The organism is Salipiger bermudensis, assembly GCF_019801965.1.
GTDB classification, from domain to species: Bacteria; Pseudomonadota; Alphaproteobacteria; order Rhodobacterales; family Rhodobacteraceae; genus Salipiger; species Salipiger bermudensis_A.
Genome location: NZ_JAHVIA010000005.1, coordinates 373,731 through 397,967 on the forward strand (window position 1 = coordinate 373,731; position 24,237 = coordinate 397,967).

The 24,237-nt window shown below is 67.7% G+C and carries 22 protein-coding genes; 11 read left to right on the top strand and 11 right to left on the bottom strand.

What is annotated here, in order from left to right; genetic code table 11:
* Positions 1-15: 15 nt before the first annotated feature.
* The 9 genes from KUV62_RS13590 to KUV62_RS13630 all read right to left on the bottom strand — a co-directional run bounded on the left by KUV62_RS13590 (position 16) and on the right by KUV62_RS13630 (position 9,985).
* Positions 16-1,320, bottom strand: coding sequence for a metallophosphoesterase (locus tag KUV62_RS13590; RefSeq protein ID WP_222604245.1), 1,305 nt, complete (start codon positions 1,318-1,320; stop codon positions 16-18).
* A gap of 30 nt (positions 1,321-1,350) precedes the next feature.
* The gene (locus tag KUV62_RS13595) at positions 1,351-2,055 is read right to left on the bottom strand and encodes a histidine phosphatase family protein (RefSeq protein ID WP_222604246.1); all 705 of its coding nucleotides are present in this window, start codon (positions 2,053-2,055) and stop codon (positions 1,351-1,353) included.
* Positions 2,048-3,124 (bottom strand): HprK-related kinase B, encoded by a 1,077-nt coding sequence (locus KUV62_RS13600; RefSeq protein WP_222604247.1) that lies wholly within the window; start codon positions 3,122-3,124, stop codon positions 2,048-2,050. Before KUV62_RS13600 ends, KUV62_RS13595 begins: the two co-directional genes overlap by 8 nt.
* Positions 3,121-4,002: a GAK system ATP-grasp enzyme gene (locus KUV62_RS13605; RefSeq protein ID WP_222604248.1), complete on the bottom strand. Its 882-nt coding sequence runs from the start codon at positions 4,000-4,002 to the stop codon at positions 3,121-3,123. Before KUV62_RS13605 ends, KUV62_RS13600 begins: the two co-directional genes overlap by 4 nt.
* Positions 3,995-5,629, bottom strand: coding sequence for an aminoglycoside phosphotransferase family protein (locus KUV62_RS13610; RefSeq protein WP_222604249.1), 1,635 nt, complete (start codon positions 5,627-5,629; stop codon positions 3,995-3,997). Before KUV62_RS13610 ends, KUV62_RS13605 begins: the two co-directional genes overlap by 8 nt.
* A complete protein-coding gene (locus KUV62_RS13615) occupies positions 5,616-6,071 on the bottom strand; it encodes an NUDIX domain-containing protein (protein WP_222604250.1) in 456 nt (151 codons plus the stop codon). The genes KUV62_RS13610 and KUV62_RS13615 overlap by 14 nt, the downstream gene beginning before the upstream one ends.
* A 205-nt stretch (positions 6,072-6,276) precedes the next feature.
* A complete protein-coding gene (locus KUV62_RS13620) occupies positions 6,277-8,511 on the bottom strand; it encodes a TRAP transporter permease (protein ID WP_222604251.1) in 2,235 nt (744 codons plus the stop codon).
* Entirely contained in the window at positions 8,508-9,011 is a 504-nt protein-coding gene (locus KUV62_RS13625) for a DUF1850 domain-containing protein (protein ID WP_222604252.1), read from the bottom strand. The genes KUV62_RS13620 and KUV62_RS13625 overlap by 4 nt, the downstream gene beginning before the upstream one ends.
* Positions 9,011-9,985, bottom strand: coding sequence for a TAXI family TRAP transporter solute-binding subunit (locus KUV62_RS13630; RefSeq protein ID WP_222604253.1), 975 nt, complete (start codon positions 9,983-9,985; stop codon positions 9,011-9,013). Before KUV62_RS13630 ends, KUV62_RS13625 begins: the two co-directional genes overlap by 1 nt.
* 135 nt (positions 9,986-10,120) lie before the next feature.
* Between KUV62_RS13630 and hutG the strand changes: the two genes are divergently transcribed.
* From hutG to KUV62_RS13670, 8 genes are all read left to right on the top strand, one after another.
* The gene (gene hutG, locus KUV62_RS13635; protein WP_222604254.1) at positions 10,121-10,951 is read left to right on the top strand and encodes an N-formylglutamate deformylase; all 831 of its coding nucleotides are present in this window, start codon (positions 10,121-10,123) and stop codon (positions 10,949-10,951) included.
* Positions 10,948-12,375 (top strand): formimidoylglutamate deiminase, encoded by a 1,428-nt coding sequence (locus KUV62_RS13640; protein ID WP_222604255.1) that lies wholly within the window; start codon positions 10,948-10,950, stop codon positions 12,373-12,375. Before hutG ends, KUV62_RS13640 begins: the two co-directional genes overlap by 4 nt.
* Positions 12,376-12,384: 9 nt before the next feature.
* Complete coding sequence (locus KUV62_RS13645) at positions 12,385-13,134, top strand: IclR family transcriptional regulator (protein WP_222604256.1); 750 nt, start codon at positions 12,385-12,387, stop codon at positions 13,132-13,134.
* A 333-nt stretch (positions 13,135-13,467) separates the two neighbouring features.
* A complete protein-coding gene (locus KUV62_RS13650; protein WP_222604257.1) occupies positions 13,468-14,763 on the top strand; it encodes an extracellular solute-binding protein in 1,296 nt (431 codons plus the stop codon).
* A 117-nt stretch (positions 14,764-14,880) separates the two neighbouring features.
* Positions 14,881-15,852 carry an ABC transporter permease subunit gene (locus KUV62_RS13655; RefSeq protein ID WP_222604258.1) on the top strand — a complete coding sequence of 324 codons (972 nt, stop codon included), beginning with the start codon at positions 14,881-14,883 and terminating at the stop codon, positions 15,850-15,852.
* A gap of 4 nt (positions 15,853-15,856) precedes the next feature.
* Positions 15,857-16,699 carry a sn-glycerol-3-phosphate ABC transporter permease UgpE gene (ugpE, locus tag KUV62_RS13660; RefSeq protein WP_222604259.1) on the top strand — a complete coding sequence of 281 codons (843 nt, stop codon included), beginning with the start codon at positions 15,857-15,859 and terminating at the stop codon, positions 16,697-16,699.
* Complete coding sequence (gene ugpC / locus KUV62_RS13665) at positions 16,699-17,772, top strand: sn-glycerol-3-phosphate ABC transporter ATP-binding protein UgpC (RefSeq protein ID WP_222604260.1); 1,074 nt, start codon at positions 16,699-16,701, stop codon at positions 17,770-17,772. The genes ugpE and ugpC overlap by 1 nt, the downstream gene beginning before the upstream one ends.
* Positions 17,769-18,749: an endonuclease gene (locus KUV62_RS13670; protein ID WP_222604261.1), complete on the top strand. Its 981-nt coding sequence runs from the start codon at positions 17,769-17,771 to the stop codon at positions 18,747-18,749. The genes ugpC and KUV62_RS13670 overlap by 4 nt, the downstream gene beginning before the upstream one ends.
* 44 nt (positions 18,750-18,793) lie before the next feature.
* On the opposite strand, the gene KUV62_RS13675 is transcribed toward KUV62_RS13670, so the two are convergent.
* Positions 18,794-20,251, bottom strand: a complete 1,458-nt coding sequence (locus KUV62_RS13675; protein ID WP_222604262.1) for a DUF2252 domain-containing protein — start codon at positions 20,249-20,251, stop codon at positions 18,794-18,796.
* 338 nt (positions 20,252-20,589) lie between these two features.
* Here KUV62_RS13675 and KUV62_RS13680 point away from each other — a divergent pair, with 338 nt between their 5' ends.
* From KUV62_RS13680 to KUV62_RS13690, 3 genes are all read left to right on the top strand, one after another.
* Entirely contained in the window at positions 20,590-21,624 is a 1,035-nt protein-coding gene (locus tag KUV62_RS13680) for a TRAP transporter substrate-binding protein (RefSeq protein WP_261395637.1), read from the top strand.
* Between the two features lie 75 nt (positions 21,625-21,699).
* On the top strand, positions 21,700-22,197 hold the full coding sequence (locus KUV62_RS13685; protein ID WP_222604264.1) for a TRAP transporter small permease: 498 nt from the start codon (positions 21,700-21,702) through the stop codon (positions 22,195-22,197).
* Positions 22,190-23,581: a TRAP transporter large permease gene (locus KUV62_RS13690; protein WP_222604265.1), complete on the top strand. Its 1,392-nt coding sequence runs from the start codon at positions 22,190-22,192 to the stop codon at positions 23,579-23,581. The genes KUV62_RS13685 and KUV62_RS13690 overlap by 8 nt, the downstream gene beginning before the upstream one ends.
* An 87-nt stretch (positions 23,582-23,668) precedes the next feature.
* Here KUV62_RS13690 and KUV62_RS13695 read toward each other — a convergent pair whose 3' ends face one another.
* On the bottom strand, positions 23,669-23,971 hold the full coding sequence (locus KUV62_RS13695) for an SH3 domain-containing protein (protein WP_222604266.1): 303 nt from the start codon (positions 23,969-23,971) through the stop codon (positions 23,669-23,671).
* Between the last annotated feature and the right edge of the window lie 266 nt (positions 23,972-24,237).

Below are 24,237 nucleotides of genomic sequence, written 5' to 3' on the forward strand. Positions count from 1 at the left end.
GGGAGGCCTCCGGAGCTAGACGAGACGGCCCGGCGCGAAGTGCTTTGCCGTCGGGTGGTCCCGGCTCAGACCGATCACATCTCCGGAGGGGAAAATCAAGGTCGCGCCCGCACCGATGCCCTCGAGCCCCTCGAGCCGGCGCGAGGCGCGGTCGAGGGTGATGTCGCCCTCGAGATGCAGCAGACCGCGCTTGGCGCGCAGGTGCTGGCCGCTGTGATTGTTGACATGGCCCTGCACGATCATGTGGATGCCGTCGCGGTGCAGCAAGTCGACCCCGGCCCGCGTCAGCGCACAATCCGAGGCGCGGTACTTGGTCCGGACGAGATTGGCGAGCGGACCGAAATAGAACCCGAGCGAGGCGGTCTCGGCCTCGGTCCGGTATCGCGCGTTGACCTCGCGAGGCCCGCCCTGCACCAGCAGGCGGCACATCTCGTCGCAGAGCCCGGCATGGACGAAGAGCAGCGAGCCGCAGCGGGCGACCACCTCCATTTCGTCGTAGAACCAGGCATAGGCGCCGCCCGGCACGAAGAAGATGTCATGGCATTTCAGCACCGCCGCCAGCAGCGCCCGGTGCGACATCTCCACCTTGGCGCGCTCGCGATCGAACTTCTGCAGCTTCTCGTCGAGCTTGGTTATTTCCTTCCTGATCGTCCGCGCCGAGAGCTGGCCGCGCGCCGCCTTTGCAAAGCGCTTCGGCCAGCCTTTGGAGGGCAGCAGGCGGGCAGCGCAGGCGGCCTCCTCGGGCAGCGCGGCGAGGTCGTCATCTGTCACGAAACGGTCGAAGACCTCGCGCAGCGCGGGCAGGATCTTGCGCCCCATGCGCACGAAGAGATGCTCGCGCAGGGCACTGCGCGGGCCGCGCACCGCATCGACCGCCATGCGCATGCGCAGATCGTGGTTTCCTGCCAGAAGGTCGAGCTGCGCCCCGGAGGCGCGCAGCGCCGCCAGCGCATCGAGCAGATCGAGATTGCTCGGCCCCTTGTCGAGGCTGTCGCCGCCGACGATAATCCGCGCGGCCTGGCCGAAGGCGGTGAGGCTGAGGCTATGGCCATCGCGGCGGATCACCCCGGCGGCCACCAGCGAGCGCAGGAAGCCCTCGGCATCGGCATGGGCGTCGGAGACGAAGATCACCGGCTGCTCGGGCCAGTGCCAGCCGCCGTGATCGCGGGCCCGCGCGAGGCACTCGGAGATCGGGCGCGGCGCCTTGCCGCCGAGCCAGGGCGACAGCGCGCGCGGCAGGTCGGCGAGATGGCCGTGGGGATCGTGGACCGGCGGCAGGAGCGCTGCGGCGGCCTCGGTCGACTGGCTGAGATGATCCAACGGGCGGCCCTTTCCTCGCGGTCCGGGGCGCTAGTCGATCGGGTCCTCTTTCGGGGGTCTGATCTTCCACGCTCCGGCGAAACGGGACCATCTATCATCGCCCCTGTAACAGAGAAGTAACGCGCGGGCGTGGAACATCGAGAGCCTGGGCAAATCTTCCCGTGCGAGGATGCCGAGATGATGGCAGCCATGCCGGAACGAGGCGCCGTGACCGACATGCAGCGTCAGCCGCCCTGCCCCCTCCTCGGCGCTCTGCCGCAGGTGCGCGGCGACCCGCGCCCCGGCCATCATCAGGCTCTCGGCGCCCTCGAGCGGCAGGCAGTAGTCGCTGTCGGATTTCCAGCCCTCGGGCGGCGCATCGAAGCGCGGATCGTCGCGCAGGATCTCCTCGATCTCGGCCACCGTGAGGTTGGCGGCAGAGCCGAGCCCGCGCTCGGCCAGCGCGCCGGTCTCGCGGATCTCGGTGATCTCGTGACCAAGGGCGCGGAGCCGCTCGACAATGACGGAGGCGGTCTGCCAGGCGCGCAGCTGGTGCGAGCAGTGGATCACCGGCGCAAGCACCAGCCCGTGCTCGGCGATCATCGCCGAAATCTCCTCGCCACAGGCGGCGGCCTGCGCGATGCCGTCCTCGGTCAGCGCATAGGGCTGGCGTGCCGAGGGCGCGCCCTTGCGCTGGTGGTAGGCGCCGTGGCGGATGATCGCGTGAAAGCTTCGGGACGTTGCGGGATCAGCCATCGAAGAGCCTGCCCCCCTCTTCTGCCAGCGCATCGAAATCGACCCGCCCCGAGACCTCGAAGACCCGCACGCCTTCGAGGGCTGCGAGATACGGCGCCGGCTCGGGCGAGGCGCCGTTGGGCTCGAAATGACCGTCGGGATGCTGGTAGAACGGCCCCGGGCTCTTCATGATCGCGCCGAGCAGGTCTGGCCGGCTGGGCAGATCGACCTGCGCCACCCGCGTCGGCTCAGCCGCGTCGCGGGCCCAGTTCAGCACCCAGAAATCCGTGAGCGGCGCCTCGAAACAGACGCGGCCCGCGCCGTAGACCTCGCGCACGATCAGGTCGTGCTTGTCTTCCAGATCCCAGAGCGCGGCGGCGGACATCGCCTCCAGCTCGGCGCGGCGCGCGGGCGAGAGCATCCCGTGCAGGCGCGGGTTGCCGAGGATGGTGCCGGGGTTGATGCGCGGCTGCTTGGGGATGCCCAAGCACTGCGCCGGGCGTCCGGCTTTCACCAGCACCCGGTCATTGGAAACGAAGGCGGTGCCGTCGAGATCCATCAACCGCAGGATCGAGGTCGACTTGCCGCCGCCCGACAGGCCCGAGATCGCCAGCGTCCTGCCGTCGCCGGTCACCGCCGCGGCGTGACAGAGCTGCCAGCCGTCGCGCTGACAGATGTTCAAAACCTGCGTGTTGATGAAGTTGATGACCGTGCTGACATTCTGCTCCAGCGACCCGAAGGCCACCGCGACGCTTGGTGCCTGCAGGAAGGTCACGCCGCTGCGGATCTTGCGGATCAGACGGCCGTCCGCGAGATCCTGCACCGCGTCCTTGCGGCCCGACTTGCCGGTCTCGCGCGCCCAATCCGACCACGCGGGCTCGGCGGCAAGCGCCTGCCCCGGCAGAAGATGCACCCGCGTCTCTCCGGGCGTGTCGCTCAGCGCGTCGTCGAAATAGGCGATCAGCTCGGCCCGCAGCGGCCCCGGACAAAGCACCGTGAGCCCCACCGGCCCCACCTTCAGGTGGAACGGCTCCGCCGCCTCCGCCGGCGCGAGATCGAGCTGCGCGAGAAAATCTGCGACCCCGCTCATGCGCGCAGCTCCCCGAGCACGTGATCCGCCACCAGAGCGGCAGCGTCGATGCCGCAGCCCTCGAGCGCGCCGCGATAGCCGCCGAAGGCCGAGACCTCGAAGACGATGGGGCCCTCCGGGGTCAGCGCGATGTCGACGGTGGTGAAGGTCAGCCCGAACGGCGCCTGCGCGCGGCGGCCAAGCTCGATGAGATCGGCGTCGGGCTCGTAGGGCGCGTATTTGCCGCCCGAATGGATCGTGGTGTTCCAGCTGTCGGTCTGGCTCACCCGTGCATAGGTGCAGACATATTCGCCGCCGAGGAAGACCATACCGAGATCGTGGCCCGAGAGATCGGCCTTCTTCTGGATATACATCACCGGGTTCGCGGCCTTGAAGGCGGCGATCTGCGCCTCGGCATCGGGCGCGCCAGCCTCGAGCAGCATCATGCCGCGCGCCTTGGTGGAGAACAGCGGCTTGAACACCGCCGCGCCGTAGCGCTCGAGCGCGGCGCGCGCCGTGTCTTCGTCCTCGGTGATCGTGGTGGGCGGCATCGGCGCGCCGGCGGCGCTCAGCGTCACGGTACAGGCGAGCCGGTCCATCAGCCGCAGGATCGCGGTGGCGGGGCTGAAGACCCTGACGCCCTTCGCCTCGGCCACCCGCAGCATCTCGAGCCGGTCGAGCGCATCCGGGCTGTAGCTCTCGGCCACCTTCTTGACCACGAGCCCGTCGAGCGCGCAGAGATCAATGCCGTCGCACAGCAGCGTGCCGGCCTCGAGATCCAGCGTCACCCGCGCCATGTCGATCACCTGCCGATAGCCGGTGCGCGCCTCGAGCGCGTCGGCCAGAGCCTCGGTCGACCATTTTCCGGGGGTGCCGATCACCCCGATCTTGTCAGTCACTGAACAGCATCCTTATGGGCAGCCTGAGCCGCGCCTCCTTGCCCTCGGGCACGGCCAGCGCGGCCTCCAGAATATAGCGGGCGCGCAGCATCATGCGGCGCGCGTGGTTCTTGTCGACGATGAAGCGCGTCGAGCTGGCGAAGCTCCGCGCCAGACCGAGCGCGAGCCGGTATTCGAAGCCCGGGTCCTTCTGGCGGCGGGCGAACTTGGCAGCCATGTCATGCATCGCGACGGCGACCGCGGCGATGCGCGCGCGGGTGCCGGCATCGAGCACCTGGAGCCGGTAGTTCGAGACCATGAAGACCGAGACGTCCTGCACGTAATCCATGTAGCGCGAGCGGTGCAGGTCGATGAAGCGGACCTTCTTCTCGCCGGCCTCGTAGATCACGTTGTCGAGGTTGAAATCGCCGTGGATATAGACCGAGAACGGCGCGCTCAGCGCCTCTTCGCGCTTCGCCGCGGCGGCGACCAGCGCGTCGAAGCTCTCGATCTTCGTGCCATTGAGGCGCTGCGTGCCGGTCTGGAATTTCGGATGCAGGCGGTAGACATCGCCCATCCGCCTGCCGAGCTGCTCCATGGCGCGCATCTCTGCGGGCTCGGGCGTGAGCGTCTGGCGCCAGATGTCGCGCACGGTGCGGTGCAGCGCCGCCTGCGCCTCCGCCAGCTCATCCGCGCTGCCGCCCAGCACGATGTCCTCGAAGGTCTTGCCGGCGAGGTGCTCGATCAGCAGCGCCGCGCTGTCGCCGCGCTTCTCGTAGGAGAGGATCTCGGGCGCGAGGCCGGGATAGACCGAGTTCCAGCTCTTTACGCCGACCCGCTCTTCCTTGACCTTGCGCCGGTCGCCATCCTTGAACACCGCATCCACCGCGCGGCCGTTGCCGTCGCGCATGGTGACGCTCGAGATGGCGCTGCCCGAGCGGGTCTCGGCGAGCGGCTGCAGCTTGATGGCGTCATCGTCCTTGGCGATACCGGCCAGCACGCTGCGCAGGGTGAAGTAGCGCTCGAACTGAACGGTCTGTCCGATATTGATCGACAGGATCGCCTCGCTGATGGTCTCGAGCGCCTCGCCCATGCGGGTGATCTCGTTGAGGGTCAGCAGCCCGTGGGCGAGATCGTCGGCCTTTTTCGCGCCCTGCATGTCGCGCGTGTAGGTGCGGAAGAGCTGATCTTGGAAGGTGCCGAGCTCGGCCCGCATGGCGCCGATCTGCACCGCGAGGCGGCTGTCGCCGGACTGGCGCGCCTCCTGCGCCCGGGCCACCGCCTTGCGGACCCGCCCCAGCGGCTTGAGATATGCGTCGGGGCGCAGGAGCGTCGGGCGCTCGATATGGTCCGCGTGCTGGACGGCGCGCCGGGCGAGCCGCGAGATCAGGTCGAGATTGCGGGCGATGGTGTCGACGCCCTGCAGGCGCAGGTCGCGCGCGGCGCTCGGCTTGCCGCGCATCATGCCCGCGAGGCAGGCCTTGCGTACCCGCGAGGCGAGGTTCTGCGAATAGCCCGCCCGCGCGATCAGCGCCTCGGCGGTGTCGCGGCGCGGCGCCTCGAAATAGGCCAGCAGCCGCGCCAACTGGCCGTCGAGCTCGGCGAACAGGAAGGAGAGGTTCTCCTCGACGGCGTCAGGGCGTTTCACAGCGCAATGCTCCCAGATAGACGGGGGCGGCGGGATCCGTCAGCGCCAGATCGTAGCGCGGCAGGAAGAGCGCGCCCTGCTCCAACGGGTCGACCCATTCGGTGGCCACCTGCCGCTTGTCGGGGCGGCTGCCGAGCCGGGGCGCATAGCTCTCCGGAACCGTGCCCGCGAAGAGGACCTCCGAGAGCTGCCGCGCGTGACCGTCGCGGAGCCGGAACACGTCGGCCACGTGCAGCACGCCGCCAAGTTCGGGCGAGACACCGATCTCCTCGACACATTCGCGCCGCGCGCAGTCGGCGATGGTCTCGCCGGGCTCCTGACGCCCACCGGGCAGCGTCAGGTAGCGCGGGCCGCCCTCGCGGCGCTTCACCTGCACCAGCACGCGCGGGCCCTTGCGGATCACGACGCGGACCGTCGGACGTATCGGTGTGTCTTCGAACATGCCGCCTTATGCTTCGGGAACCTTGACAGTTTAAAGTCGGAACAACGCCCCTGCCGAGGGAAATCTTCGGCTCGCCGGGTGCACGTAAGCCGGGTGCCGGCGGAAAGGCGGCAGCCATCGGCGACGGCCGGCAATGAAAAAGCACGCCCCCCGTTCGGAGGACGTGCCTGTGTGTCGCGGTCCTGAGGTTGGAAAGAATTCGGCCTCAGGCCGCCTCTTTCGCCGCGGTGCCCGGCCGGAGCAGGATGGCCAGCACGATCAGCGCGCCGATCGCGATCGCCACGAGGTGGGTCGAGATCAGCAGCAGCCCGGCCAGCGTGAGCGCCACCTTCTCCCAGAGCGCGAGATCGCGCCGGAACCAGCCGATATAGGCGGCCGAGAGCGCCAGCACGCCCATCAGCCCCGACAGCAGAGCGGTGATAAACTCGAGCCACGTGAAGTTCACGAAGAGCAGGCTCGGCGCGTAGATGAACATGAACGGCACCAGTGCCTTGCCCATCGACAGCCGGAATGCGGTGGTGCCGGTGGTCATCGGCTCGGCCCGCGCAAGCCCCGCCGCCGCGTAGGCGGCCAGCGCCACCGGCGGCGTCACGTCGGCGAGCACCCCGAAGTAGAACACGAAGAAATGCGTCGCGATCAGCGGCACGTCGAACTCCATCAGCGCCGGCGCCGCGATCGAGGCGAGGATGATGTAGGTCGGCGTGGTCGGGATGCCGGCGCCCATGATGATGCAGGCGATGGCCACGAAGATCAGCCCGAAGAACAGCGCCAGACCGTTCTCGGAGGCGAGCCCGGTGAAATCGAGCCCGACGACAAACCCCGCGAGGTCATGCGCCAGCTGCACCACCGCGGCCGAGAACTTGAAGCCGAGGCCGGTGAGCGTGGTCATGCCGAGCAGGAAGCCGACGCAGGCGCAGGCCGCGCCGATGGCCAGCGCGAACTTGGCGCCGTCCTCGAAGCCGCGCACCAGCCGCGGCGGGGTCAGCACCGTCGAGGTGTCCATCGTCGTGTTGCCGAGCGTCCGCATCAGCAGCGGCACGTAGCTGCAGGCGATGGTCAGCAGGATGCCCCAGAACGCCGCGAGGAAGGGGGTGTACTGCATCAGCAGCATCGCCACCATGACGCCCAGCGGCACGAAGAGATGCCACGACCGCGCCAGCACCGCGCCGAACTGCGGAATCTTGTCCTTCGACAGACCCTCGAGCCCCAGCTTCTTGGCCTCGAGATGCACCATCAGCAGGATCGCGATGTAGTGGAAGGCCGCCGGCACGATGGCGATCAGGATCAGCTCGTTGTAGGGTACGCCCAGCATCTCGGTCATCACGAAGGCCGAGGCCCCCATGATCGGCGGGGTGATCTGGCCGCCGCAGGAGGCCGAGGCCTCGACGGCACCCGAGAAGCGCCCGGAGAAGCCGGATTTCTTCATCAACGGAATGGTGAAGGCGCCGGTGGTGACGGTGTTGGCGATGGGCGAGCCCGAGATCATCCCGAAGAAGCCCGACGACACCACCGAGACCTTGGCCGAGCCGCCCGAGGCGCGGCCAGCGATGATCGTCGCGAGGTCGATGAAGAGCTGCCCGAGGCCGCTCATCTGCGCGAGGATGCCGAACAGCACGAAGTGAAACACGTAGGTCGCGACGACTCCGACCGCGACGCCGTAGATGCCCTCGGTGCCGACGAAGAGGTGGTTGATGATGCGGGTGATCGAGTAGCCGCGATGCGCCATGATGCCCGGCAGGTAGGGGCCGGCCAGCGCGTAGATCAGGCAGCCCACGCCGATCCATGCCAGCGTCGGGCCCATGCTGCGGCGGGTCGCCTCGAGGGTCATCACGATGGCGATGAGGCCCATCATGTAGACCGGCTCCGGCGGATTGCCGACATTGTCGATGAAGATGTGCTGGAAGAAGATCGACAGATAGGCCGAGAAGCCGGCACCGGCGGCGGCGAAGACCCAGTCGCGCAGCGCGACCTTCTCGGGATCGGAGCCGCGCCGGTTGAACGGCAGGGTCAGCGCGATCAGCCCCACCATCACCGCGATGAACACGGTCTTCAGCGTGCTCGACGGCAACGCCGTGGCGAGTCCGTAGAGCAGGTAGAGGTAGAAGCCCGCAAACAGCAGCGACTCGATCCAGAGCCCTGTGGTCGGCTGCGCCCGCTTGCGCGGGAATACCAGGAAGATCAGCCCCATCACGAAGCTGAGGTGGATGGTCCGGTGCATCACCTCGTTGAGCAGGCCGAAGCCCGCGGTGTAGACGTGGAACAGCGACAGCACCACCGAGGCCACCGTCACGAGGATCGCGGTCGGGCCGACGAGGTTGCGGAAATTGCTCTCGGAATCGTACTCGCGGACCAGCGCCTCCACCTCATCGGGGGTGAACTCGTGGTCTCCGTCGGCGGCGGTATGGCCGCGATTGTCCTTCGGGGGCAGCCCTTGGGTCACTGTGATGTCTCCTCGTCGCAGGGGGCAAGGGTCAGCGCCGGGACGCCCAGATCCGCGAGTGACAGATCGGTTCCGGCGATGTGCAGGGTGTTCTGGAACTGCGCCTGGATGCGCAGCGGGATCGGACCGGTGAGGCGGTGCATGTCGAGGATGAACCGGCCGTCCTCGTGCCGCCAGCCGGTGGCGTCCATGTCATTGGCGATCGACGGCAATCCGGCACCGTGCGCCATGAAGATCTCGCCGGTCTGCAGGATCTCGCCATTCTCGAGGCGGTAGAGGTCGCGCACCGGGGTCTTCGACACGGAATGGATGAAGCTGAGCTCGAAGCTGCCGTCGGGTCCCAGCGGCAGCCGGGCGAGCTCGGCCCCCGTGCCGCGGGTTTCGCTGAGGCAGAGAGCCGGCGCGCGCGCCTCCCCTGCCCCGGCGCTTATCGGCACAAGCAGAAGGGCGGCAAGCGCCGCCCTTCCGATGCCGCGCAGATCGGATCTGCGCCGCGCCATTACTTCGAGATGCCCTTCTCGGCGTAGTACTTCTCGGCACCGGGATGGACCGGGATCGAGACCGACTCGAGCGCCTTCTCGACCGAGATCTGCTTGCCCATCGGGTGCACGTTGCCCAGCGTCTCGGTGTTCTCGTAGAGCGCCTTGGTCACGGCGTAGACGATCTCGTCGGAGACCTCTTCGTGGGTCGCCCAGATCGCGCGCACGGCGAGGGTCTCCACATCTGCATCGACGCCCTTGTAGCTGCCCGCCGGGATCACCGAGTTGGCATAGTAGGGCTGGGTTTCCTGCAGCTTGGCGATCGCCGGGCCGGTCAGCGGCACGATGGCGATGTCGTGGCCATTGGCGAGATCGGTGACCGAGGAGGTCGGCAGACCGGCGGTGATCAGCGAGGCGTCGAGATTGCCGTCCTTGATCTTGTCGACCGACTGCGAGAACGACGAGTAGTCCTCGGAGACGTCTTCGCGGGTCATGCCATGCGCCTCGAGCAGGTCGCCGAGAAGTTGCCACTGGCCCGAGCCCGGCGAGCCCGAGGAGATCGATTTGCCCTTCAAATCCTCGAAGCTGGCGATGCCGCTGTCGGCACGCACCACGAGCTGCACGGTCTCGGGATAGAGCGCACCGATGGCGCGCAGGTTGGCGAGGGCGCCGTCCTCGAACTGGTTCTTGCCGTTATAGGCGGCGTCGAGAATGTCGGCGGCGGCGAAGGCGGATTCGATCTCGCCACGGCCCAGCAGCTGGGCGTTGGCGACCGAGGCGTTGCCGGTCTCGGCGGTGGCCGAGAGCTTGGTGTCGGGCAGCTCGGCGGTGTTGGAGATCAGCTGCGCCAGCATGCCGCCCAGCGGGTAATAGGTGCCGCCGGTGCCGCCGGTGGCGATCCCGAAGAAGGTGCGGCCGGCCGCGAAGGCCGGGGTCGACAGCACGGCCAGCGTGGCCGCGGTGGAGCCGAGAAAATGGCGCCGGGAAAGAGACATGAAAATCCTCCGATATCTGTTGGTGGTGCCCGCTCGATGCGCGCCCGAGGGGTGGCCTCGCGGGTTCGGTGGATTGTTTCTTGACCCGGAGTTTTTGTATGTCAATAACCGTTTTCAAATATGAAAGGATCGGAGATGCAAGATTCCCCCGCCGACCCGGACCAGCGCTCACTGTTTGATCAGATCCGAGGCACCGGCCCGCTTCTGCTCAACGTGCCCCATGCCGGGACAGCCCTGCCCGCGCCGCTGCGCGCCGCGCTGGCGCCCGACGCGCTCGAGCTGTGCGACACCGACTGGCACATGGATCGCATCGCCCGCGACCTGCTGCCCGCCGACGCCAGCCTGATGGCGGCGCGGCTGTCGCGCTACGCCGTCGACCTCAACCGCTCCTCCGACGACACGCCGCTTTACAGCAGCGCCACCACCGGGCTGATCTCGACCATCGATTTCGACGGCACGCCGCTCTACCGCCCCGGCGCCGAGCCCGACGCCGCCGAGCGCGCAGAGCGCGTCGCCGCCTACTGGGCGCCCTACCACGCGGCGCTGGCCGCCGAGGTCGAGCGCATCCGCGCCGCGCATGGCTACTGCCTGCTGCTCGACGTCCACTCGATCCGCAGCCGCATCCCGCGCCTGTTCGACGGCCGCCTGCCCGATCTCAACCTGGGCACCAATTCCGGCGAAGCCTGCGCTCCGCAGCTGGCCTCAGCCGCTTTCGAGGCGCTGCGCGCCAGCCCGCTCAGCGCGGTCTGCGACGGCCGCTTCAAGGGCGGCTACATCACCCGCCATTACGGCCAGCCCGCGCGCAACGTGCACGCGCTGCAGATCGAGATCGCGCAGGAGTGCTACATGCTCGAAGAGAGCCCCTGGACCTACCTCCCCGAGCGCGCCGACCGGCTCAAGCAGGCACTGTCCGGGCTGATCGGCGCGATGACCGATTTCCGCCCCGAGCTGGAGCCGCAGCCATGAGCTTCGACACCCTGACCGGCGCGCATTTCCGCCTCGCCCTCACCCCGGAGGGCTGGCGCCGCAACCTCTCGGTCACCTTCGGCCCCGACGGGCTGATCACCGGGCTGCGCGAGGATGACAATCCCGACCGGCTGCCGGTCTACGAGAACCCGGTCGTGCCGGGCATCACCGACCTGCACAGCCATGCCTTCCAATACGCCATGGCGGGCCTCTCGGAGGTGCGCCGCAACCCGGTCGACAGCTTCTGGTCCTGGCGCGACATCATGTATTTCTTCGCCCTGACGCTGTCGCCCGAGGACATGCAGGCGATCGCCGCGCGACTCTACCTCGCGCTGCTGAAGGGTGGCTATACCGGCATCGTCGAGTTCCATTACGTCCACAACGATCTCGACGGCACGCCCTATGCCCGCCGCGAGGAGCTGTCGCTGGCGATCTTCGAGGCGGCGCGTGCCACCGGGCTCGACCTGACCCACCTGCCGGTGTTCTACGCCCATTCCAATTTCGGCGGGCTGGCCCCGACTGAGGGCCAGCGGCGCTTCATCCAGGATCTCGACGGCTATGCCGCGATGCTCGAGGCGCTGCGCGCGCCCGCGCGGGAGGCCGGCCACACGCTTGGCATCGCGCCGCATTCGCTGCGCGCGGCAACGCCGGAGGAGATCACCAGGCTGATGGAGCTGCGGGCCGACCTGCTGCCCGACTGTCCGGTGCATATCCACGTCGCCGAGCAGGTGAAGGAGGTCGAGGACGCGCTGGCCTGGAACGGCCGCCGCCCGGTCGAGCAGCTCTTCGACATCGCGCCGGTCGACCGGCGCTGGTGCCTGATCCACGCCACCCATCTCTCCGATGACGAGGTCGCCCGCATCGCGCGCTCCGGCGCCACCGTCGGGCTTTGCCCGATGACCGAGGCCAATCTCGGCGACGGCATCTTCCGCGCCACCGATTACCTCGCGCAGGGCGGAAGCTTCGGCATCGGCTCGGACTCCAACATCACCACCTTCGCGGCGCAGGAATTGCAACAGCTCGAATACAGCCAGCGCCTGCGCGACCGGCAGCGCAACGTGCTGGCCTCGGACGCCTTCCCCAACGTGGCGGCAAACCTCTGGACCCGCGCGATGCAGGGCGGCGCGCGGGCGGCGGGGCGGCCCGAGCAGGGCCTCGCGCCCGGCGGCATGGCGAGCTTCGTCGAACTGGTCAGCCCCGAGCCCGAGGCGTTGGCGGCGGTGGCGCCCGAGGCGGCGCTCGACTTCCACGTCTTCGCCGGGCGCGGCTTCCATGTCGGCGATGTCGTCGTGCGTGGCCGCCGCACAGTACAGGCCGGCCATCACCCGCTGGAAGACCGCATCCATGCCGACTATGCTGCCGCGATGGCGCGGATCTCGGAGCGTCTCGCGGCGCGGGACGCGGACGGGCGCATGGGAGGCTGAACGGCGGACATGGCGAAAGAACCGGACTACCGCTCGAATTCCCTGCTGCGCGGGCTCAGCATCCTCGAGTGCTTCGACAATCGCCATCCCGAGATGACCCTCACCGAGATCGCCGAGGCGATCTCGGTCACCAGCTCCGCCGCCTATCGCTTCGTCGTGACGCTCGAGCGCGAGGGCTACCTCACCCGCCACGAAAACCGCTACCGGCTGGCCCCCCGGGTGATGGACCTGGGCTACCGCTACCTGTCGACGCTCGATGTCTACGACCTCGCCCGGCTGCCCGCCGACGCGCTGCGCAACGAGACCGGCTTCACCGTGCATGTGGCAGTGCTCGACGGAACCGAGATCGTCTATGTCTACCGCGCGCTGTCGGAACGCTCGATGGTCTCGAACGTGCCGGTGGGCTCGCGCCTGCCCGCCTTCTCGACCACGATGGGGCGGGTCCTGCTCAGCGACCTAGCCGAGGATGATCTCGAACGCCGCTTCAAAGGCTACGGCTTCGAGCGCATGAGTGCCGCGGCGCCGCAATCGCTGGCCGAGCTGAAACCGTTGCTCGCCGCAGACCGGGAGCGCGGCTACGTCGCGCAGAGCTCGCATCTCGCGACCGGGACCTTCTCGATCGCCGCGCCGCTGGTGTCGCGCCACGGGCGATACGTGGCAGCGATGAACCTCTCGGGCCACGAGATGCAGATGCATCCCGATGCCGCCCTGATCGGCAAGGTCCGCGACACCGCGCAGGCCATCTCCAAGATGCTCTGAGCGGCCGCCGCTCCTTTCGCGGAGCAAGCCGCGGCCCCCGCGCCCGCCGCCTTTCACACGATCTGCCCACGGCCCGGTCTCGCCGCGCCCGAGCAGTCCGCTGGTGGCCCCGCCCTGCCCCTCTACACGCTACGCCCTCCGCCCCGTCCCGCCCCGTCCGGCGGGCGTTCCAAGCCGGCGCGTCTCGTTTGTCTGCACATGATCCACATGTGAGATCCCGGCACCCGGCCGCGCCGCCGCAAGCGACGTGAAACTTTCACATTTCCTAAGTCCCACTGTCACATAACCCGCATAGCGGTCGCGCAACGAAAACCTCCGAGAAGGACACGGGACATGTTCAAGACGGCCTCGACCGCGATCACACTGGCGCTCACCGCCTCTACCGCCTACGCCGCAACCGACATCAGCTGGTGGCACGGCATGGGTGGCCGCAACGGCGAAGTGATCAACGAGATCGCCCAGCAGTTCAACGCAGCCCAGGACCAGTGCAACCTGACCCCGGTCTCGCGCGGCACCTACGAAGAGGCGCTGTCCTCGGGCATCGCGGCCTTCCGCTCGGGCGAACAGCCCAACATCCTGCAGGTGTTCGATGCGGGCGCCGCCACCATCATCGCCGCCAAGGGCGCGACCGTCCCGGCCGAAGACCTGATCACCAGCGCCGGTGAATCCTTCGACCGCGACGCCTTCATCGCCGGCGTGCGCAACTTCTACGCAGATGCCGACGGCAAGTTCATCGGCATGCCGTTCAACTCGTCGGCGCCGATCCTGTATTACAACATCGAGGCCTTCGAGAAGGCCGGTGTCGAGCCGCCGAAGACCTGGGAAGAGTTCGAGGAGATCGCCCCCGCCCTGCGCGATGCCGGCTACATCCCGATGACCGCGTCGCAGCTCACCTGGATGATGGTCGAGAACTTCAAGTCGCGGAACAACCAGCAGTTCGCCACCAACAACAACGGTTACGACGGTTTCGACGGCACCGAGATCCTGGTCAGCGACGACAACCAGAAAATGATGTTCGAGAAGCTCAAGGCCTGGGCCGACGAGGATCTCTACGGCTTCTACGGCGCCGGCTGGGCCGACAACCTCAAGCCCTTCGAAGAAGGCCAGGCGGCGATGTGGATCGGCTCCTCGGGCAGCTTCGGCGGCCTGCAGCAATCGGCCGAGTTCGACTTCGACGCCGTCTACATGCCCTACTGGGATGCCATCGAGGGCGCCGGCACCCAGAGCTTCATCGGCGGCGCGGCGCTCTTCGCCATGGCCGGCAAGCCCGAGGAAGAGAACGCCTGCACCGCGCAGTTCTTCACCTTCCTGACCTCGCCCGAGACCCAGTTCTTCTACCACCGCAGCACCGGCTACGTGCCAATCACCGAGGCGGCCTACGAGCTGGCCAAGTCGGAAGGCTACTACGACGACCAGCCGGTGGCCGAGGTCGGCATCCAGCAGCTGATGCTCGAGGGCGGCGAATGGTCCAAGGGCTACCGCATGGGCTTCTACCCGCAGATCCGCTCGGTGATGGAGCGCGAGTTCAACCGCATCTTCTCCGACGAGGTGTCGGTGGATGAGGCCTTCTCGATCATCGAGGAAGAGGGCAACGCCCTGCTCGCCCGCTTCGCCAAGACCGCGAACTGAGCCGGCATCACGCCAAGATGGGGGTCGGGCCATGCGCCCGGCCCCCGTTCCATTGCCGCGCCCGGCGCCCGCTCCATCGCCACGCCGGGGCGCCCCGCCCCCGACCAGGACACGCCCGTGACCGATACCCCCTTTACCATCGCCGAGGCCGAGACCACGCTCTTCGCCCGGCTCCGCCGCTGGTGGTCCGGTGAGACCGCCAACCCCGTCAAGCGCGTCCAGTTCGACCGCCCGCTGACGCCGTGGATGTTCCTGCTGCCGCAGCTCGCGGTGGTGGCGATCTTCTTCTACTGGCCCTCGGTGCAGGCGGTGACCTCGTCCTTCTACCTCGAGGACCCGTTCGGCTTCGGCGCAACCTTCGTGGCCCTCGACAATTACACCGACGCGCTGACCAGCCGCGGCTATCTCTCGACCGCCGCCTTCACGGCCTTCTTCTGCGTCGTGGTCACGGCGCTGTCGCTCGGGCTCGGGCTGCTGCTCGCGGTCAAGGCCGACAAGGTGATCCGCGGCGCCGAGACCTACAAGACCCTGCTGATCTCGGTCTACGCCATCGCGCCGCCGGTGGCGGGCCTCATCGGCATGATGTTCTTCGACATGCACATGGGCCCGTTCACCCAGATGGCGGCATGGTTCGGCTATGATCTGAAGGTCGGCATCGACTACTGGGACACCGCCTCGGCGCTGATCGTGATCTCGGTCTGGAAGCAGATCCCCTACAACTTCATCTTCTTCCTCTCGGGGCTGCAATCGGTGCCGGTCTCGGTGCGCGAGGCGGCGCTGATCGACGCCAAGTCCGGCTGGCGCCGGTTTTGCGATATCACCTTGCCGCTGCTCGCCCCCACTGCCTTCTTCCTGCTGGTCATCAACATCACCTACACGATGTTCGACACCTTCCCGATCATCGATGTGATCGTGAAGGACAAGCCCGCCAACAACCCGATGACGCTGGTCTACAAGGTCTATCTCGACGGGTTCAAAGGCAACGACATCGGCGGCTCCTCGGCCCAGTCGGTGATCCTCATGGTGGTGGTGGCGCTGCTCACGGTGCTGCAGTTCCGCTTCCTCGAACGCCGCGTGCATTACGGGTAGAGCCATGCAGAAGATCAAACCCCTCGACCACCTGATCCTGATCCTTGGCGCGCTGTTTCTCTGCACGCCGGTGGTGATGGCGCTGATGTCCTCGACCCACGCGGCGATCGACATCCACTCCAACGGCCTTTTCCTCACCCCCGGCAGCCACGGCGCCGAGACCTACACCAAGGTCCTGACCAGCCGCGGCGGCTTCACCGGCGACGTGACCGGGCTGTTGATGCTGACCAACTCGATGATCATGGGGCTGGGCTTTGCCATCGGGAAGATCGCGCTCTCGATGATGGCGGCCTATGCGCTGGTCTATTTCCGCTTCCGCTTCGCCACGCTGATCTTCTGGGCCATCTTCGCGACGCTGCTCTTGCCGCTCGAGGTCCGCATCATGCCATCCTACCAGGTGATGTCGGAGCTGCATCTGCTCAACACCTATACCGGCCTGATCGTGCCGCTGCTGGCCTCGGCCACCGGCACCTTCTTCTTCCGGCAGTTCTTCCGCTCGGTGCCCGACGAGTTGCTCGAGGCGGCGCGCATCGACGGCGCCGGGCCGGTGAAGTTCTTCATCGACGTGCTGGTGCCGCTGTCGAAGACGATGATGGCGGCGATCTTCATCATCATGTTCATCTATGGCTGGAACCAGTATCTCTGGCCGCTGCTGATGACGACCGACGAGAGCTTCTTCACGCTCATGCGCGGCATCAAGTCGATCCTGCAGGTCTGGGTCGGCAGCCAGATCCCCGATTACAACGAAGCCTTTGCCCTTGCGGTGCTGGCGATGGTCCCCCCGGTTGCGGTGGTGGTGATCTTCCAGCGCATGTTCATCAAGGGCCTGACGGAAAGCGACAAGTAATGGCACATCTCTCCCTGACCAATGTCGGCAAGACCTATGGCGGCAGCGCCCAGGCCGCGGTGGCCGACGTCAATATCGAGATCAAGGACGGCGAGTTCATCGTGCTGGTCGGCCCCTCGGGCTGCGGCAAGTCCACGCTGCTGCGCATGGTGGCCGGGCTCGAGACCATCTCCCAGGGCGAGATCCGCATCGGCGAGCGGCTGGTCAACCAGCTCGACCCGGCCGAGCGCGACATCGCCATGGTGTTCCAGAACTACGCGCTCTACCCCCACATGAGCGTGCGCGACAACATGGCCTACGGGCTGAAGAACCGCGGCGAGAGCAAGGCGGTGATCGAAGAGCGCGTCGCCGAGGCCGCGCGCATGCTCGAGCTGCGCCCCTATCTCGATCGCAAGCCGCGCGCGCTCTCGGGTGGCCAGCGCCAGCGCGTCGCCATGGGCCGCGCCATCGTGCGCCAGCCCTCGGCCTTCCTGTTCGACGAACCGCTGTCGAACCTCGACGCCAAGCTGCGCGTGTCGATGCGGATGGAGATCCGCAAGCTGCAGCGGCGGCTCGGCACCACCTCGCTCTACGTCACCCACGACCAGCTCGAGGCGATGACGCTGGCCGACCGGCTGGTGGTGCTCAACGGCGGTCGGGTCGAGCAGATCGGCGCGCCGCTCGAGGTCTACCGCGCCCCCGCCTCGACCTTCGTGGCCTCCTTCATCGGCGCGCCCGCAATGTGCCTGCTCGATGCCCAGGTTGAGAACGGGACGGTCATGCTCGAGGGCCACGCGCTGGCGCCGGTGGCGCAGGCGGCCGGGCCGGTAACGCTGGGCCTGCGCGCAGAGGATCTGCGCATCACGCCGGGCGGCGTGCCGATGCGGGTCGATCATATCGAGGAGCTGGGCGCCCAGCGTATCGTGCACGGCTACGTCGGCGATCAGGCGCTGGCGATGATCGACACCAGCGAAGCCCCCCTGCCCGAGACCGTGCATCTGGGCGTCGCGCCTGCGCGCGTGCATCTCTTCGACGCCCAGAGCGGCCGCCGTATCGAGGCCGCAGCGCAGCCCGTCGCGGTGCCGGCAGAATGATCCGCGCGACTGTCGCGGAGCTGCCGGTCCCCACCGAAGCCGATCTGGCGCTGCGCTCCCTGCCCCGGACCATCGCCGCACATGACGCGCATATGGCGATGGTCGCCGGCATGAACGCGATCGAAACCGGCGGCGCGGCAGCGCCCGCGCCGCTGGCGCTGCCGCTGACCGTGGGCGCGTGGAACCTCGAGCGCTGCCTCTTCCCCGAGGCCTCGGCGCAGAAGCTGGCCGATTGCCAGCTCGTGCTGCTTTCGGAGATGGATCACGGCATGGCCCGCACCGGCCAGCGCAACACCACGCGCGACATCGCAGGCGCGCTGGACATGTCCTATGCCTACGCGGTCGAGTTCCTCGAGCTGGGGCTCGGCTCGCCCATCGAGCACGGGTTCTGCGAGGACGATCACAACGCGCGCGGCTATCACGGCAACGCGCTGGCGGCGCAGACCGCGCTGCGCGATCCCTTCGCGTTGCGGCTCTGGGGCGAGCGGCAATGGTTCTCCGATGACGAGCAGCCCCGCCTCGGCGAGCGCATCGCCGTGGGCGCCACGGTCGAGACCGATGGCGGCCCGCTGGTGGCCGTCTCCACACATCTCGAGAGCGCCTGCGGTGCCGCGCATCGCGAGCGGCAGGTGCGTGGGCTGATCGAGGCGCTGGATGCGGTCTTCCCCGGTCTGCCGGTGCTGATCGGCGGCGATCTCAACACCGGCAACCATGCCGAGGGCGACTGGCGCACCGAGGGGCTCTTCGCGGCGGCCCGCGCGGCGGGCTTCAGCGTGCATGGCGGACCCGAGAACCAGCCCACGACCCGGCCCAGCCTGATCACCCGCTGGCCCGAACGGCAGATGAAGCTCGACTGGTTCCTCGCCCGGGGCCTGACGCTCGGCCCGACCGAGATCCGCTCCTCGCTCGACGCGACAGGCAAGCCGCTGTCGGATCACGACGCCATCGTCACCCGCATCGAGTCCATCGGCGCCTGAGCAGGTTGGGGCGGGCTGCTCACCCGCCCCGAGGCGCCACCGGCTCAGCGGTAGCGTTTCTGCGACATCTTGAAGGCGCCGAGCTTGAGGTCGCGCTTGTAATAGGCGTGATCGCTCTTGAGCCGCTTCACCGCCGCCCGCGCGAAGCACAGGATATCATCGATGAACAGCTCGTCGGGCTCCATCGCCTCGAGGATGCGCGGCTCGATGCGGTAATCGAGCTCGCCGGCATCGTCGGAGCGCGCATGGGCCTGCGCCAACGCCAGTCCGCAGGCGTGAGCGTAGTGCTTCCAGCTCTTGTCCGAGAGATCATCGAGATCGATGTCGTCGCGGAACGGCGCGCGCTCGCGCGACATGAAGCTCATGCCGTCGATCTCGACGCTGCCGTAGAACACATCGCCATTGGCGAGGTGGACCGCCTGCCCGTGGGCGATGCGCTCGCCCTCGCGCCCGGCGAAGAAATCGTTCTCCGGCACCAGCCCCTCGAGCGCCGAGCGCCGTGCCCGCTTGAACTCGACGATCAGGTCATCGCTGGCATCCTTGCTGGGCCCCTCGATGAGGCAGTAATAGCGCGGCAGTCCGAGCGAGGCGGTGCCCTGCCCGTGCCGGATGCAGACATCCTTGACCCGGAGCTCCCCGGCGCGGCCATCGGGCGAGATGCCGTTCTGCTTGGCGACCTCGTCGACATAACCCTGGAATTCCGGGATCCGGGTCGAGATCGGGGTCAGCTCCTCGTTGGCGCGGAAGCCGCGGCCGTTCTCGTTCAGGTAACGGTCCCAAAGCCACTCCTTGCGGCCCTTGGCGGCCTTGCGGAACATCCGCTTCACCACCTTGGGGCTGTTGTCGGCGCGCATCTGCTGGCTCGCCTCCTTGTCGTGGCGGGCATAGAAGCCGATGCCTTCGCGATAGCCCTCGAGGAACTTGCGGGTGATCTTCTTGCGCAGCTTCTTCTTGTGGCCGCCAACCTCCTCGGAGGCGATGAGAAAGCCGGTCGCGCCGCGCTTGAGATCCCAGGTGAAAGGCGCGTAGAGCACATCGTCGAAATCGTTGACGCCGAAGATCGGCACGTTGTCGGCATTCGGCATGATGCCGAAATTCTCCGGGTGCACGTCGCCGAGCGCCAGTACCGTCGGCATGCGCTCGTCCTCGCCCAGCATGTCGCGGTGGAACAGCAGCGAGGTGCCGCGGAAGAACGAGAACAGCGAGTCCGCCAGCTCCTCGAACTTGTCGCTGGCGCCCTCCGCCTTCTCGTCGATGCGCACCGCGTGATCCTCGACGATGGTGTCACGCACATGCAGGCGGCGCTCGAAGCCGGTCAGCGCCGAGGGGCGCATCACGCAGGGGTACTTGACGAAGGCCCGGCAGAGTTCGCGATAGGGTTCGAGCCGGCTTTCGAGGTTCCTGACCGGCGCGATCGCCTCCTGCTGCTTGGCGGAGGCCGCGCGGCCCTTGCCGGATGTGGAGGTGCGCTTCGGCTTGGCGGCATTCGTCGTCTTGCTCATGGTCGGGCTCCCTTGGCTATGCGGCCCAACGGCAAAATCCGCCCCGTTGTTCCCGGAACGCCGAGCCGGCGCGGCACCAAAGCGAGGCGCGTCGGCCCCTCCCCTGCTCCGTCCGGGCCGTTGCGGCGTTGTGCCGGTGCTGACGTTTTCGTCATTCCCACGTCTACAATCCGTGGCTACACTCTGACGGGGACAGGGAAAATCAATACATTCATTGCCTTGGATGCCGCGTCGGCCTAGGCAAAATACCGGTTGACCCCCACGCACCGAACCGGGCTATAATATGCCCACATACTATTCGCCTTCAACGGGCGACACCCATCCAGATGGAGGAATGGATGACCAAATTCTCGAAACTGATCAGTGCCGCCGCACTTGCGGCCGCCATGGGCACCGCTGCCACCGCGCAGGAGGTGACGCTGATCATGCACCATTTCCTGCCGCCGGTCTCGAGCGCCCACAGGGACATGCTCGAGCCCTGGGCCGAGAAGATCGAGACCGCGAGCGAGGGCCGCATCGCCATCGAGATCGCGCCGTCGATGGCGATGGGCGGCAAGCCCAACGAGCTCTACGGCCAGGTCCGCGACGGCGCCGCCGATATCGTCTGGACCCTGCTCGGCTATACCCCGGGCGTGTTCCCGCGCAGCGAGGTGTTCGAGCTGCCGCTGGTCCATGCCGGCTCCGCCATCGACACCACCATCGCGCTCAATGCCTCGATGGACATGCTGGCCGAGGATTTCGAGGACGTGAAGGTCCTGTTCATGCACAGCCATGACGGCAACCTGATCCACTCCGCCGGCGATCCCGTGCGCAGCTTCGACGATGCCGCCGGCCTCAAGCTGCGCACGCCGAGCCGCACCGGCGCCTGGCTGATCGCGGGCATCGGCGCCGAGCCCGTCGGCATGCCCGTCCCGACCCTGCCCGAAGCGATGGCCAAGGGCGTGGTCGACGGCGCTCTGACCCCGTTCGAGATCGTGCCGGCGCTGAGCCTGCAGGAGCTCGACAAGTCCACGACCGAGCTGCCCGATGGCGACCGCTTCGGCACCTCCGTGTTCATGCTGGCGATGAACAAGGATATCTACGAGGATCTGCCCGAGGATCTGCAGGCGATCATCGACGCCAATTCCGGCATGAACGTCGCCGCCGAGATCGGCGCGCTCTGGGAAGGCTTCGAAGAGCCGGGCATCGCCGCGCTCGAGGCCGCCGGGATCGAACGCATCGTGCTCTCCGAGGAGGAAGGCGCCAGGTTCGACGCGGTCAGCGAGCAGGTCGTGCAGCAATGGGTCGACGAGGTGACCGCGAAGGGCATCGACGGGGCCGCGCTGGTCGAGGGTGCCCGCGCCGCCGTGGCCGAGGCCGCGGCCTCGCGCTGAGCCGGTCACCGGCTGAAAACAACGCGGGAGGGGCGCCATGCCCCTTCCGCCTCACAGATTACCGAGGGGGCCCTCATGAATGCCATTCTCTGGCGTGCGGCCGATATCTTCGCGCTGCTCGGAGGCGTCATCCTCCTGCTCATCGTCCTTGTGACCACCACCAACACCAGCGCCTTCATCCTCGACCGCATCGCGCGGCTGATGGGCTCGGGCGTGTCCGGCCTGCCGGGCTACGAGGATTTCGTGCAGCTCTCGATCAGCTGCGTGGCGCTGATGTTCTTCCCGTTCTGCCAGGCCAATCGCGGCCATGTCTCCGTCGAGCTGTTCATGGAGCGGCTGCCGGCGGTGGTGCAGCGCGTCATCGACCGCGCCTGGCTGCTGCTCACCGCCGCAATGGCGCTGTTTCTCGCCTACTGGATGGTCTTCGGCCTGCTCGAGGCGCGCGACGACAGCGCCGTGACCTCGGTGCTCAACTGGCCGGTCTGGCCGTTCTACATTCCCGGCATCGCGTCGATGGTCCTCTGGGCCCTTGTCGCGCTGGCCCAGATCCGCGGCGAGGTGCGCCATGCTTGATCCCATCACCATCGGCATCCTCGGCCTCGGCGTCCTGTTCATCCTGCTGATCCTGCGCATGCCGGTGGGCATCGCGATGATTGTCGTGGGCATCGGCGGCACCTGGGTGCTGAGCCTCTTCGTCCCCTTCGTGCGCTTCGTGCCCTATATCCGGCAGTTCAAGTCTCTGCTCTGGGAGAACGTCGCGAATTACGATCTCTCGGTGGTGCCGCTCTTCGTGCTGATGGGCTACATCGCCGCCGAGGCGCGGCTCTCGTCGGACCTGTTCAAGGGGCTCGAGGCGCTCCTGTCGCGACTGCGCGGCGGAGTGGCGATGGCCGCGGTCGCGGCCTGCGGCGGCTTCGGCGCGGTCTGCGGCTCATCGCTGGCCACCGCGGCGACGATGGGCAAGGTCGCGCTGCCCGAGCTGCGCAAGCTCGGCTACGATCCCCGTCTCGCCTCCGGCGCGCTCGCCGCAGGCGGCACGCTGGGCATCCTGATCCCGCCCTCGGTGGCGCTGGTGATTTACGCCATCATCGTCGAGGGCTCGATCCTCAAGATGTTCCAGGCGGCGGTGATCCCCGGCCTTCTGGCAGTCGTGGGCTTCATCCTGGTAATCGCGGTCTCGGTGAAGCTGAACCCGTCGCTCGCCCCGGAGCCCAAGCCGATGGAGCGCGAGGAACGCCGCGTCGCGCTGCGCCGGCTGATCCCGGTGCTGGCGATATTCGGCTCGATCATCCTCGGCCTCGGCTTCGGCCTCTTCACCCCCACCCCCGCCGCCTCGATCGGCGTCTTCGCGATAACCGTCTACGGCCTCATCCTGCGCTGGATCACCGGCGAGGGGCTCGGCCTCGCGGGGCTGGTGCGGGCGGTGCGCTCGACGGCGATCACCGCCGGCATGATCTACCTGATCCTGTTCGGCGCCGAGGTGCTGAAGGGCTTCTTCACCCGCACCGGCCTGCCGCAGGCGCTGAGCGAATGGGCAGCCACCAGCGGGCTCGACCCGATGCTGGTTCTGGTGATCATGCTGGTCATCTTCGTCATCCTCGGCTGCTTCATGGAGAGCCTGGCGATGATCCTCGTGGTGGTGCCGTTCTTCTGGCCGACGCTGATCGCGCTCAACGGCGGCGATTTCGCCACCGCCGACACCGCCGCCTTCGGCATGGATAATGACAGCCTGAAGATCTGGTTCGGCATATTGGCCCTGATCGTGGTCGAGCTCGGGCTGATCACCCCGCCGGTGGGGCTCAACGTGTTCATCATCGCCTCGCTGGCGCAGAACACCAAGATGGCCACGGTGTTCCGCGGCGTGATGCCCTTCCTCGGTGCCGAGGTGATCCGGGTGGCGATCCTGCTGATGATCCCCGGGCTGACGCTGCTGGTGCCGCGCTTGCTCGGCGGCTGAGGCGCCTGCATCGGAACGAGACAGGGGCGCCCGGCGGCGCCCCTTTTGCTGTTCGCTGTGGCCGTTCTCTCTGACCGCTTCTGGCGCTCAGAGTTCGCGCAGGTAGGCCCAGGAGGCGAAGCCGCGCAGGCCTCGGGCCTTGTCGAGCGAGATCTCGCACCAGCGCGTGCTGCCGGTCTGGGTGCATTCATACACGCGCACCACGGTGCCGTTGGGCAGGCCGAGGATCACGTCGAAGCCGGTGCCCGGACCGCCGCGCATCTTCAGCATGTCGCCATCGGGCACACCGTAGACCTCGAACCGGTCGCGCAGGCCAGCGCCCGCCGGTTGGGTGATGAGAAGGGCGGCGGTCACGCCCGCCGCAAGCGTCCTGAACCATGATCCGCGCATGGCTGTCTCCTGTCTGTCTGCTCTTGTTGCCTTTTGGCGCAGTCTACCCTGTCAGGGGCGGAAACGGAACGGATTGATGTGATGGCACGCGCGGACGAGCGCAGCTTTGCCCCGCAAGACGCCGCCGCGCAGCGGCGGTGTGCTGGCAGTGACCTAAGCGTCGGCTCCCGTGCTTCATCCCCGCGAGATCCGAAGAACCCCGAAGCTGAGCGCGAGCGTCACCAGATCTCCAGCCTGGCGGGCGGAACGGTGATGCGCGGCGGCCT